Annotated in this window: 11 protein-coding genes; all 11 read right to left on the bottom strand. The window is 33.3% G+C overall.

Annotated elements, in window-relative coordinates; translation table 11 throughout:
* Window positions 1-34: 34 nt before the first annotated feature.
* The 11 genes from ND855_RS05300 to ND855_RS05350 all read right to left on the bottom strand — a co-directional run bounded on the left by ND855_RS05300 (window position 35) and on the right by ND855_RS05350 (window position 12499).
* Window positions 35-751, bottom strand: coding sequence for a hypothetical protein (locus tag ND855_RS05300; protein ID WP_265357494.1), 717 nt, complete (start codon window positions 749-751; stop codon window positions 35-37).
* 215 nt (window positions 752-966) lie between these two features.
* Entirely contained in the window at window positions 967-1590 is a 624-nt protein-coding gene (locus ND855_RS05305) for a hypothetical protein (protein ID WP_265357495.1), read from the bottom strand.
* 214 nt (window positions 1591-1804) lie between these two features.
* Window positions 1805-2827, bottom strand: a complete 1023-nt coding sequence (locus ND855_RS05310) for a hypothetical protein (protein WP_265357496.1) — start codon at window positions 2825-2827, stop codon at window positions 1805-1807.
* 207 nt (window positions 2828-3034) lie between these two features.
* The gene (locus ND855_RS05315; protein ID WP_265357497.1) at window positions 3035-4165 is read right to left on the bottom strand and encodes a hypothetical protein; all 1131 of its coding nucleotides are present in this window, start codon (window positions 4163-4165) and stop codon (window positions 3035-3037) included.
* A gap of 567 nt (window positions 4166-4732) precedes the next feature.
* The gene (locus ND855_RS05320) at window positions 4733-5854 is read right to left on the bottom strand and encodes an HNH endonuclease (RefSeq protein ID WP_265357498.1); all 1122 of its coding nucleotides are present in this window, start codon (window positions 5852-5854) and stop codon (window positions 4733-4735) included.
* A gap of 947 nt (window positions 5855-6801) precedes the next feature.
* The gene (locus ND855_RS05325) at window positions 6802-7239 is read right to left on the bottom strand and encodes a HepT-like ribonuclease domain-containing protein (RefSeq protein WP_265357499.1); all 438 of its coding nucleotides are present in this window, start codon (window positions 7237-7239) and stop codon (window positions 6802-6804) included.
* A complete protein-coding gene (locus ND855_RS05330; protein WP_261637506.1) occupies window positions 7226-7522 on the bottom strand; it encodes a nucleotidyltransferase family protein in 297 nt (98 codons plus the stop codon). Before ND855_RS05330 ends, ND855_RS05325 begins: the two co-directional genes overlap by 14 nt.
* A 309-nt stretch (window positions 7523-7831) precedes the next feature.
* Window positions 7832-8551, bottom strand: coding sequence for a TonB family protein (locus tag ND855_RS05335; RefSeq protein WP_265357500.1), 720 nt, complete (start codon window positions 8549-8551; stop codon window positions 7832-7834).
* A 217-nt stretch (window positions 8552-8768) separates the two neighbouring features.
* Entirely contained in the window at window positions 8769-10040 is a 1272-nt protein-coding gene (locus ND855_RS05340; protein ID WP_265357501.1) for a hypothetical protein, read from the bottom strand.
* A gap of 174 nt (window positions 10041-10214) precedes the next feature.
* Window positions 10215-10775, bottom strand: coding sequence for a hypothetical protein (locus ND855_RS05345; RefSeq protein WP_265357502.1), 561 nt, complete (start codon window positions 10773-10775; stop codon window positions 10215-10217).
* 950 nt (window positions 10776-11725) lie between these two features.
* Window positions 11726-12499, bottom strand: a complete 774-nt coding sequence (locus ND855_RS05350; RefSeq protein ID WP_265357503.1) for a hypothetical protein — start codon at window positions 12497-12499, stop codon at window positions 11726-11728.
* Window positions 12500-12696 lie beyond the last annotated feature (197 nt).

Consider the following 12696-nt stretch of genomic DNA (forward strand, 5'->3'; position numbering starts at 1 on the left):
GGCGTAAGTCCCGAAGTGAAGCGGTTAGTCGCTGTTATGCGACGTCGGAACAGAGCTTTAATAATTGCTCTCTAATACTTTTGAGATAATGTATGTGATATGTAAGTCTAATAAATTCAATTACTTTATCTCCGATTACATTTTGCACTATTCTTAAATAGTGTAGTTGCTCCTCATTTGTTAGTATGGAATTTTTGAAAATTAAATCAATTATTGATGAAAGATGAAATAAATGCCTATGCATTCGATAGTCCATTGAATTTCTGAAATCATATTGATTATTTTCTCTCAATATTTCTGTCAAGTTTATTATTTCTTGAATAAAATGCTGTCCACCATCCCTAGTGCCAATTTTATAAGAATCAATTAATCTAAAGTGAATTTCAATCATTTGCATAAAGCCAGATTCAAATAAACTTTTATTCTGAGCGTTTGCTTGGGATCTCAAAGATTCTTCTTGCAAAGAGGCGATGCGCATTGATTCTTTAAGTTCTTGCCGAGTGGTGATTAGTTCTTCCCTTTGATAATATAGTGTTAAAATTACTGTCAATAAAGTAAGAAATGTTAGAATCGAACCGATAATTCCACCAAAGAAATCTCCGAAATGGGCCCAATCTTCTAGTAAGTTTGATACTGGCTTGTTTAATTTATATGCAAACCAATAAATGAAAACAATTGTCGCTAAGGCAAGGATAACTGATGCGAATATTGGAATTATTATGAATATTATGTTTTTAAGAATCTTTTCCATAGTTTTAGGTTTTGGTAATTTATTTTGTTCCGATGTCGCATAACGAACTAGCCTTAACGACGTAGGCTGACCCTGAGTCCCGGAACGGGACGTTAGGGACTGGCATGTAGCTTGCGTAAGCAAGGCGAATGCCAGAAAGCCTATGTGTCGCAGACCGAGCGAGGCCGAAAGTGCCGAAGCGAAGCGTTAAGGTGCTGTTATGCGTAGTCGTATATTTATTGAATTAGTATACCATCAATTTCCATAATTTTTAAAAGGGTTTTTTCATGCTCGTCAATCGATTCATCATGAATGTAATATCGATTGTATTCATCTGAAAATTTCCCATGTTTTTTACCTAGATAATTTGCAATCCAACCATCATTTTTCTGAAAATATTCAGCAAATTTAATTTTAATGGATTTATTTATAGATGGATTGAACAATTCAATTGTGTGAATTTTTAGTTGGATGTTCATTCCTTGTATGAATCCTAGCGAGATAATCATATTGAAATATGATAAGAAAAATGTAGTATCTATAAGCGTTTCCAATAACCCGCTTGGATCTTCAATAGAATATTTCATTATGATAAGATCATAGGATTTAAATTTATCCGAACTGTTAATCGTATAAATATTTAGATTTGCTTTTTCAAAATTTTGTCTTAAAGAATTCAGATTATTGAATGTAGATTCATTATTTTCCCTTTCATTTAAATATAAAGCAATTTTAAGTTTTCCATTTATCTTTACATTATTATCTTTTGACGCGTTTCTGTAGTAGGAGTATTTATGAGTATAGAAGCCTGCACAATTAGTGAAAAGAAATAGAATTAATAGGTATTTTAAATATTTCATTTAGTTTGTGACTTTCTTTTAAAGTTTATACGATTACGCATAACGAACTAGGCTAATCGACGTTCCTCGTAGCTGAGCCTGCGAAGCAGGCGTTAGCGTCGGCGCGTCTTCTTGCAGAGCGAGAAGCGTGACGGAGAGGAATGTGTCGCAGACCAAGCGAGGCCGCAAGTGCCGAAGTGCAGCGATTTGCCGCTGTTATGCGAAGTTGTGAAATTTATTCAATTTCAAGTATTTTTAGAGCTTCGTCGCTAAGTTTTTTTGAATCTGCGTCATTCGATTCGACTTTTAGAATGGTTTCTGTTCCAATTTTAATTTCACTGGTACCTGCAGATATTTGTAGTATGGAAGCGATGTAAGTTTTTTTGAGTATTTCTAATTCTTGTTCTGATAACCCTGCTGCTTTAGATTTTTCTATGAGGTCTAGTATGGCTGATGAATTACTGATTCTTTCACTAACTTTTTCTGGAGGAATTCGGTTTTTTATTATCTCTTGAAGAACAGCACTTGAGTTTGTTATTAATAAAGTTAATAGAAAAAAAGCCTCTTTTTTACCAAAAAATTTTAACCATTTACTTCCAGTTTCAATTTTATAGTATTTTAAGTTTTCCTTTTCCTCTTTAGTTATTTTCAATAGTAGGTTGTAAAGTTTATGCAAACTTAGTAACAATATACCAATACCTGCTACTGAATGTTCATTCTGATCAATATACAATTCGAATACTTCATTTTGATTGAAATTATATTCTTTACCTTCTCCCAATTTTGTCAATGTTTTAGCTAAGTATTCTAATAAGGAAAGTTTTTTGTATATTCCGTTACAAATTGAAGTGAATTTATATACTGTTGGAAAGTTTCTTTCTGAGTATGCATGTGTATGTTCAATTGTGATTATACTAATTTCATTGTTTAATAATTCATTCAATGTTTCATTTTCTGAAATTGAGTTTATTCTCCTAATGTTTTCAATTAAAGTATTTGCCTTTGGAATAAAATCAAAAGGAGGGAAGCTTCTGATAATTGAAAGTGTTGTTGAGGTTAAGTTGTTTATTTTAGTTTGTAGATCTCTAATTCTTGGTAAAGCATTTTGATCTAAAGGAATAGTTAAAATTTGGTTTGGTAGAATACCAAATTCTTCATGTTTTAGCCCAATATTGTTTAGATATTTGAGTATTTCGCTGTTATTATCTAGCAAATCTATTATTGATAGTCCAATTTCGTAAGCATTTTTTGAGTTCATAATTTTCCTTTAATTATTTATTTTCACAATTTCGCATAACGAACTAGACTAACCGACGTATGCTGGCCCTGAGTCCCTGCGGGACGTTTGGGACTGGAACGACGCTTGCGCAAGCAAGAGGAGTGCCAGAAGCCTATGTGTCGCAGACCGAGCGAGGGCGCAAGTCCCGAAGCGAAGCGGTTAGTTGCTGATATGCGAAGGCCAACATTAGAAAGGAAGATCAGCATCTATCCCTTGAAATTCAAAATTTATTAAGAAAAAATGATATTTTCCTAATTTATCCATTATTTCTTTCTTTAGTTTTTCACTATTATTACAATAATATACTGCTTCCTCGTTCTCGATTCCTAAAAAGAATATTAATTTGCTAGTTTTGGGATCTGTTCCAAACGTAATGTTTAGACTTTTTTCGTTAATAATTTTTGCATCATATTTAAGTTCAAAATATATATCATTTGAAATTTCTTTTTGTATTTCTTTCAGATATGTTAAACAAAGGGAGTAATTTGAATAGAAAGTGCGTTTAATCTCCTCCAGTTGCTTTAAATACTCATTAGTTAGAAAATCGTGAAGTGAATTCAATCCTTTTAGAAATTCTTCAAAATAATTAAATTGAACAAAATGTATGAGATGAAATTTGTCTTTTTTGTTTATAATAAACCTATTAATATATTTAATATGTGAAATTTCTCTAAGAGGGATTTCGCTATTTTCTGGATGAAATTCCAACATTTCCAAGTCTTGTATTGAAATATTGAAAAAATTATATATATTTTTATTTTTTTTCCTGTTACTCAATGAATTCTGTTCAAATTCTTTTGCTTTTAAAACTGAGATAATTGAGTTATAAATAGTTTGGTCATTTTTTGGAGTGAAGTTTTTTCTACTTATCTCTTGCATTGCAAAAACATTATTTTCGATATCGAAAAAAGTTTTAAGATTTGCATTAGTATTAATCTGATTTTTAATTACTTCTTCTAATTTGGATTTGCTTTCAAAATTTGTTAGAAGCTTTTCATTAGTCCAGTTATCTAGATTTTCAAATATTAGATTTGGATCAGTTTTGTTTAGTTTCTTTGTGTAGAAAACCCAAGAATCCTCATTTGATTTTTTACAACTGATAATTAAGGCTGTATATACAAGTAAGTTATGAATTTTTGTTGTTTTATAGGCTATAATATCAATTTCTCTTGAAATTCCTGTATGATCATCAAGATAATATCTGTTATTTAAAGTGAACCAACCATGTTTAGATAGTATATTGGATACTTCATATTCGGTAACAAAGCCTGTTTTATAAATTGCTTCTAGAATTTTTGGTATATCTTCTTCTTTCATTTTGTTGGCTTTCGCATAACGAATCAGCCTTAACGACGTTCCGTGTAGCTGAGCCTCATAGAGGCGTTAGCGTAACACGGAATGTGCCTTCAGGCCGAGGGAGGGCCCCACAAAGCCTAGATTTCATCAGAAATCTGAGGCGCAGTGGAAAAGAGCCCGAGTGAGCGTTAAGGCGCTGTTAATTGCAGTTAGTTAGTATAGAATAAGATAAAAGTCGAAAGGGTCCTACAATCCAGCGCAAATTTTCTCTTAAATCTTACAAAGCAGAAATCTTTAACTGCACATTAATGGAGAGGAAAGCTTTAATAGTTCTCTTCCAAAGCGTTAATCGACAGCACCTTCTTAAAAAATTTGCGCGTTTTCTTCTGTAGATCAACTAATTGCAATTAACGAACTAGTGTAAACGACGTTTCCCGACCCTGAGTCCCATCGGGACGTTAGGGACTGGTCACGTAGCTTGCGCATGCAAGCGAGTGCCAGGAGGGGAATGTGTCGCAGACCAAGCGAGGCCGTAAGTGCCGAAGCGAAGCGTTTACATGCTGTTATACGCCGTAGCAAATTTTAAGTTTAATTTTCTAATAAAGCGATGTCAGCATTGATTTTATTTTTTAGTATGTGATTTATAAATTCAGGTAGCGAGCATTGGACGCTCTTTTCGAAGTCTTTAGCTAGAATTAATACTATTCCATCTCCGATTATATTCAAATCTTCAGTTTCTAAAATTGAGATATCAGTAGCTGCAATTATCCAATTAAGTGTACTATTAATGTTTAAACTGATGCAGATTTTTGTATCGACTTTCAAAATTATAATTACAACAAGATTTTTTAGACCAGTAATTTTTTTGAATAAATCCTCCTGTTCTTGAACGCTGAATAATTTTGTTAAAAGAAGTTTTGGGTATTCACCTCCTATTCGGTGCCACAATCCAAGATGAAGTTCATTTGAATAGGGATGTGCAAAAATTTTCGACCCAAAAAGACAATATGAAATTCCAATAGCAAGTTTTGAAAGGAATCTAATATCAAAATCAATATAAACTGGAATTTGGCACTTCTTATAATCATCTATAGGTAATTTATGAAAATAGGATATTCTTTCTTTATCTAGATTGTCTGGATCTGAAAAACCAATGTCTTTCGGGTCAGCTCCATCAACTATTGTGCACATAATCTTTTTAACTTTAGTGTATTGGAATGCGTCTTTGAAAGTCAGCCAAGTTAACAATTGATTCTGATTTGAGTTTTCTGAAAAAAGAAAATAAGCAACGGATTCTATTCTTTTAGAATTTATTGGATTTCCTCCTACATAAGAATAGAATTTATCATCATTTAAACGAATCCAATAAATTTGCTCTCCAAATGGACCGAGCCACATTTCACAAATTTCATCACCTGACATCCCAGGTACGCTTAAATCAGAAATCCCTATACAAGTTAGTGGCAATGATTTTGGATTATTATCATCGTTGAAATACCTTGCTATGTTAGTTAGATTATTATAGACTATAGAATTTTTAGCGAAAAGTCCATCGACAAAAAGCCCAAGATTATTATTGCATGTTCGACATACCTCGCGAGTCTTAAATTGATTATCTACATAGGCACCCCCTAAAAACTGAGGTATAATATGTTCTAGTGAAAATTCACTTTCTTCTTTAGTTTCTCTACAATATATACATTTTCTCATAATTTTATTATTGCTATGGCGTATAACGAATCAGCCTTAACGACGTTCCGTGTAGCTGAGCCTCCTAGGAGGCGTTAGCGTAACACGGAATGTGCCTTTAGGCCGAGCGAGGGCCCCACGAGATCCAGATTTTTTCAGAAATCTGAGGCGAAGTGGAAAAGAGCCTGAGCGAGCGTTAAGGCGCTGTTAATTGCAGTTAGTTAGTATAGAATAAGATAAAAGTCGAAAGGGTCCTACAAACCAGCGCAAATTTCTCTTAAATCTTAAAAAGCAAAAATCTTTAACTGCACTTTAATGGAGAGGAAATCTTTAATTGTTCTCTTCCAAAGCGTTAATCGACAACACCCTCTTAAAAAATTTACGCGTTTTCTTCTGAAGATCAACTAATTGCAATTAACGAATCAGCCTTAACGACGTTCCGTGTAGCTGAGCCTTCTTGGAGGCGTTAGCGTAACACGGAATGTGCCTTTAGGCCGAGCGAGGGCCCCACAAAGCCTAGATTTCATCAGAAATCTGAGGCGAAGTGGAAAAGAGCCCGAGTGAGCGTTAAGGCGCTGTTAATTGCAGTTAGTTAGTATAGAAAAAGAGTTTAGTCGAAAGGGTCCTACATTCCAGCGCAAATTTTCTCTTAAATCTTACAAAGCAAAAATCTTTAACTCTACTTTAATGGAGAGAAGAGCATTAATTGTTCTCTTCCAAAGCGTTAATCGACAACACCCTCTTAAAAAATTTGCGCGTTTTCTTCTGTAGATCAACTAATTGCAATTAACGAACTAGACTAACCGACGTAGGCTGGCCCTGAGTCCCGAATGGGACGTTAGGGATTGGCACGACGCTTGCTTAAGCAAGAGGAGTGACAAAAGTCTATGTGTCGTAGACCGAACGAGGGCGTAAGTCCCGAAGTGAAGCGGTTAGTCGCTGTTATGCGAAGGTAGCTATTGTTAAAATTATATTTTTTTGAAATCAATATGTGAATAGTAATTACTTTCTTTAGTTGAAAGTAATTCGGATTTATCGAAAATGTTTTCAGAAATTCCATCTTTGATAATTTGGTAAGCTTTTTCTTTTAAGCTAGGTAAGGAATATTTTATCGTTTGAAATACTATGAAAATGTTAATACCAGTGTAATCATGTGCTATTCGATTCCTTAGACCAACTACATCTTTCCAAGGATATGGGTATTCATTTTTTGTTTCGTCACTGAGTTTAGTGCTATTTTCACCAATTTGAGTTAGGAGACTCAGAATAGCATTATAATTCATTTGATCATTAGTCTCATAAAGAGTTTCAGGATTTTCAAAACTATTTGAATAGAGACTAATTTTTTCGATGTATTCGATTATATTGAGAAGGTAAAGAAGATCATTTTTTCTATTCTTTAACATAGATCATTTCTTTATTTGCCCTATGTAGAATTATTGGGTTTGCATATTTCTTTAAAACTAAGTCTACTTTAAGATTTAGGTTTTTTTCAAGTTCTTCTTTTAAAGATAATGCCGATTGAAAATCTATATCATTTTCAACTAAAATGTCAATGTCGTGGAAATTCGAATCTTTCCTAGCAAATGATCCGAAAACGCCTAGCCTATCTAAATTATACTTTGAAAGTAATTTAGAATTTTTGAGGAAAATCTGGAATTCCGAGATATTCTTCACAGCTACTGACATGATATTTAGTTTTTACCAATAAAAGTAAGTTTTCAAGCTAATTTTTATCCCAAATATTCTTCTAATTTCTTCAATCTTTTCCCATTTTTTTTGAATTCGTTTGATTTTAGCTACTTTCGCATAACGAACTAGGGGAGACGACGTTCCCTGCCCCTGAGTCCCTGGAGGGGACGTTAGGGACTGGCACGTAGCTTGCGTATGCGAGCGAGTGACAGAAAGGGAATGTGGCGCAGCCCAAGCAAGGCCGTGAGTGCCGCAGCGCAGCGTTTCCCTGCTGTTATGCGAAGTATTTTTTTTAATTAGATCTATTTAATCTTCATCTTCATTCATGCTGAAGTTAATTGGAATTGTGTGATAACAGTTTACGTTTTTGTTTTTATAAACTCCAGGAGAAAATGTAGTTCTTGAGACTATTGTTAAAGCTGAATCAATGAAATCTTGCTCAATGGCTGTATTTAAGACCTGAATTGAATCAATTCTGCCATTTTTGAATATTTTCAATTTTAATAATACTTTTCTCTTTAATTTTGAATCTTTGTATTTTTGAGGATATGTATTCCCGAGTTGCAAATGTACTTTCGGGGAAGGTTTTACTAACCCTAAAGTGTTTTCTTCTAAGTAAGGTTCATTATCTTTTTCAAGATATATTTTATTATAAATATCTTGAATATTACTTCCGTTGAAGGCGAGATTTTTATTAGCACCCATGTTAATCAATTTATCCATTAGTTCTATTTCACCAAAGAAGGCTGCGTAATACAATGGTGTAAATCCATTGCGATCTGGATAATTTACGTTTGGTTTTTGAGATAGTATATGATCTATAAGTTTTTTTTTGTTATTTAAGATAGCGTCGGCAAGGCAAGAATTGTATTTGCTATCATTGAAATTTTTTATATCCAATTCATGGTATTCAATGCAATTCATATAATAAGATTTATAGAAAGCTTTGTCTTTCTCACTTAAGGTTATTGATTTGCACATTAAAGTTATTGATGAAATAATTAGTATTTTTCTTATTTTTTTCATATTTGTTTCCACTATTATTTTAAAAAATATTTCGCATAACGAACTAGACTTAACGACGTAGGCTGGCCCTGAGTCCCGGTAACGGGACGTTAGGGACTGGCCACGACACTTGCGGATGCAAGGGGAGTGCCAGAAGCCTATGTGTCGGAGACCGAGCGAGGCCTTGTGCCGAAGTGAAGCGTTAAGTTGCTGTTATACGCTGTCGCATTTTTAGCGACTAATTTATCTTCTTTTGCTTGAGAATTAATAAAATTTTGTCTGTAATTTTGTTGATTTTTAAAAAAGAAAATAAAATTCCCAAAAATTGAATTATTGTTAAAATGAAAGATTCTATAATGTTGATTGGAATGTTTAGTTGTTCTGAAACTTTATCATAGAATATTCCAAGGTAAAGTATAATTAGGAATCCCATTATCATTGGTCCTAGGAAGATTAACAAAGCGAAGGTTTTTGAGTATGTATCAGGATACGTTAAAAACCATGTTGAATAATATTTGTCATTAATGTTTATATTTGATGAGAGGTATAGTAAACGACGAACATTTATATCTAACCAGACTAGTGAAGAAAAAACAATTATAGGATAAAGGTATAGAAGAGTAAGAAATGAAATTGAAACATTCGAAAATGTAATTGTTTGGAAATTTTTTCCTCGCAGTTCTTCTTTTTTTTCTTTGAAATTTATACGTTCTGATAGTTTTTTTTTGCTTTCTGCAATACTGCTATTTATTTCTTCTATTTTTTCATTGGTTTCGGAAATATTGGATTCTATACCATTTATTCTTTCTTGGATGTATGGATCATCCGTTTCTTTATTATAGAAATTAGATTTATCTATTTTTCTAATTTCTTCAAGTGCATTATCTATTTCCTGTAAGCTAAGGAGAAAATTTTGCATTTTTAATGCAGTTTCGAATTCTAAATCATCTGAATCATTTTTTACAGAAAAAGGCCCGATCTTAAATGAGTTGGATTCTTTAAAAAAACTTTTAAAGTTTATTTTCCAAACATTCTCAAGAAGTTCATTAGCTTTCACCGGAATTTTTGAATTGTCTATTCCTGACCAAAATTCGTTTACGCCTATACCATCATTGTATTCTAGCTTTCCATTTTCGCGGTTTGAAAATTCAAATATGTTTAATCTTCCTTTTAACAACGATAATAAATCTTTCCTTTTTTTTAGAATTTTACTATATTCATTATACCAGATTGTTTCTGCCGAGTCTCTTTTGTATGCCTCCAAACTTTTATATAGATTATCCAGATAGTCTAAATGAATAGATCGTAATTTTTCATTATGCTGAATCTTTCCATATAGATTAGTACTACTAATAATATTTTTTTCAAATACTGATGTGCGGTATAACGCTAATATTGAATCGAATAAAAAATATAAAACTGTAAGTGAAATTATTGCTTGAAGTACGGATGTTTGAACTAATCGCTTTTCTACTATTTCTATTGTTTTTTCTAAATTGTTTATATTCATAAATTTATGCGATAGCGTATAACGAACTAGCCTTACCGACGTTCCCTGACCCTGAGTCCCGGAACGGGACGTTAGGGACTGGCATGTAGCTTGCGTAAGCAAGGCGAATGCCAGAAAGGGAATTTGCCGTAGGCCAAGCGAGGCCTAGTGCCGAAGCGCAGCGGTAAGGTGCTGTTATGCGAAGTGCCTATTTTTTATAACTAGGGGATTATCTCTTAAGATGAATTTTATATCATTCAAAATATCGATAAAATTATTTGGTTCCCTAATTGATTTCTTACGTAAAACTAACATACCTTTTTTGAAAAAATCGAGTTCAATTTCTTCAGAATTTTCTGAATAATTTGTTAAGTCTGCCCAATGAAATTTTAATGTTTGAAAATCACATGTAGATTCAATAAAATCATTCGTGATTGTATAGTTAGTTGTTTTGCTTATAAAATCAAACTCATTTGAATAAATTTTCTTCGCTCTTTTAATCAAATTTGGTTTAATCATAATTTCAGAGTATAAAAGAAATAATAGAGCAAATAAAGCAGTTAAACGCAAAATTGAAGTTTCATTGAAAAATATTAAATAAAGGAATCCAAAGATTAGAATTACATAAAGAGCAATTAGATATTTACTTTTTGAAATTCTATTTTTATAGAAATCCATGTTCTTGACCATACGTATATTTAAGTCGATGTAATCTAATTTATTGTCTTCCGTTGAAAATTGTATAATCTTATTCATTTTCCTTAATTTACTCCAGTTATTCTTAAAATTTATTTTTAGGCATTTCGAATAACGAATCAGCCTTAACGACGTTCCGTGTAGCTGAGCCTTCTTGGAGGCGTTAGCGTAACACGGAATGTGCCTTTAGGCCGAGCGAGGGCCCCACGAGATCCAGATTTTTTCAGAAATCTGAGGCGAAGTGGAAAAGTGCCCGAGTGAGCGTTAAGGCGCTGTTAATTGCAGTTAGTTAGTATAGAAAAAGAGTTTAGTCGAAAGGGTTCTACAATCCAGCGCAAATTTCTCTTAAATCTTAAAAAGCAAAAATCATTGACTGTACTTTAATGGAGAGAAAAGCTTAAATTGTTCTCTTCCAAAGCGTTAATCGACAACACCCTCTTAAAAAAATTTGCGCGTTTTCTTCTGTAGATCAACTAATTGCAATTAACGAACTAGCCTTAACGACGTTCCGTGTAGCTGAGCCTCATAGAGGCGTTAGCGAAACACGGAATGTGCCTTTAGGCCGAGCGAGGGCCCCACGAGATCCAGATTTTTTCAGAAATCTGAGGCGAAGTGGAAAAGAGCCCGAGTGAGCGTTAAGGCGCTGTTAATTGCAGTTAGTTAGTATAGAATAAGATAAAAGTCGAAAGGGTCCTACAATCCAGCGCAAATTTCTCTTAAATCTTAAAAAGCGAAAATCTTCAACTGCACTTTAATGGAGAGAAGAGCTTTAATTGTTCTCTTCCAAAGCGTAAATCGACAACACCCTCTTAAAAAAATTTGCGCGTTTTCTTCTGTAGATCAACTAATTGCAATTAACGAACTAGCCTTAACGACGTAGGCTGACCCTGAGTCCCGAACGGGACGTTAGGGATTGGCACGAGGCTTGCGTAAGCAAGAGGAGTGACAAAAGCCTATGTGTCGTAGACCGAACGAGGGCGTAAGTCCCGAAGTGAAGCGGTTAGTCGCTGTTATGCGACGTTTCCGTTTTCAGGGTTGATCTCTCTGTATTCGGATAAATTTTTTACTGTGATGATTAGTAGAATTACTAACATAATTGTTAGTAAAAGATAAGCGTAAATAAAGGAATAATATGTTATTATGGTAAGAAAAAAGATAATCCAATTCATACCTAGTATAAGTTTTTTGTGCCATTTTAGTATTCTTCCTTGGTTAGCAGAAGAATATGATGCTATAATATTCCAATCATCGACGATAAAAAATAAGGCAAAGTATAACAGACTTAAAGTAATTGATTGAATTTTGTAAAAGAATCCGATCCACCCAAAGCATAATGATATTAAGTAGAATGAATATTGGAATCTTATTAAACTTAAAAAATCAGGCCACGGAATTTTCCATCCTGGATTTTTAATTTCTTTCATATAATCAATATCGAAATATTTGTAAGCAGAAAAGCGTCCTTTAAGAAGAGGAATAAACCAAATAGCTCTATATAAATAGAATATTCCGACTAAAAAAGAAGAAAAATAGAGAGGGAAATTAGCAATAAAATCAGTAATTTTTTGTGTGTTAAATAATTCTTTTAGGATTAGATAAACTGGTATTATAATTAAAAATATTGAAACTGAAATTAATATTGAATCAAATATATAATAAAACAATCCAAAAACTATCGTAGATTTTTCAAGTTTACTGTTTTTGTTTCTTTTATATAAATCAATAAATGCAAATGTAGTGTAAATTAGTATAATGATTACTGAAGTGATACTGGCTATTTTCATTTTTAAGTTTCCTGGATTTTTCGGTAATGTCGCATAACGAACTAGGCTACTCGACGTTTCCCGACCCTGAGTCCCAACGGGACGTTAGGGACTGGCATGTAGCTTGCGTAAGCAAGGCGAATGCCAGAAGGGGAATTTGCCGTAGGCCGAGCGAGGGCTTGTCCCGAAGCGTAGCGGTAACATGCTGTTATACGAAG

The sequence above is a fragment of the Leptospira paudalimensis genome, from assembly GCF_026151345.1.
Lineage (GTDB): Bacteria > Spirochaetota > Leptospiria > Leptospirales > Leptospiraceae > Leptospira_A > Leptospira_A paudalimensis.

What these genes read in the sequence shown, in the direction of transcription:
- ND855_RS05300 (WP_265357494.1), bottom strand. Translation starts at nt 751, where the DNA reads ATGGAAAAGATTCTTAAAAACATAATATTCATAATAATTCCAATATTC.
- ND855_RS05305 (WP_265357495.1), bottom strand. Translation starts at nt 1,590, where the DNA reads ATGAAATATTTAAAATACCTATTAATTCTATTTCTTTTCACTAATTGT.
- ND855_RS05310 (WP_265357496.1), bottom strand. Translation starts at nt 2,827, where the DNA reads ATGAACTCAAAAAATGCTTACGAAATTGGACTATCAATAATAGATTTG.
- ND855_RS05315 (WP_265357497.1), bottom strand. Translation starts at nt 4,165, where the DNA reads ATGAAAGAAGAAGATATACCAAAAATTCTAGAAGCAATTTATAAAACA.
- ND855_RS05320 (WP_265357498.1), bottom strand. Translation starts at nt 5,854, where the DNA reads ATGAGAAAATGTATATATTGTAGAGAAACTAAAGAAGAAAGTGAATTT.
- ND855_RS05325 (WP_265357499.1), bottom strand. Translation starts at nt 7,239, where the DNA reads ATGTTAAAGAATAGAAAAAATGATCTTCTTTACCTTCTCAATATAATC.
- ND855_RS05330 (WP_261637506.1), bottom strand. Translation starts at nt 7,522, where the DNA reads ATGTCAGTAGCTGTGAAGAATATCTCGGAATTCCAGATTTTCCTCAAA.
- ND855_RS05335 (WP_265357500.1), bottom strand. Translation starts at nt 8,551, where the DNA reads ATGAAAAAAATAAGAAAAATACTAATTATTTCATCAATAACTTTAATG.
- ND855_RS05340 (WP_265357501.1), bottom strand. Translation starts at nt 10,040, where the DNA reads ATGAATATAAACAATTTAGAAAAAACAATAGAAATAGTAGAAAAGCGA.
- ND855_RS05345 (WP_265357502.1), bottom strand. Translation starts at nt 10,775, where the DNA reads ATGAATAAGATTATACAATTTTCAACGGAAGACAATAAATTAGATTAC.
- ND855_RS05350 (WP_265357503.1), bottom strand. Translation starts at nt 12,499, where the DNA reads ATGAAAATAGCCAGTATCACTTCAGTAATCATTATACTAATTTACACT.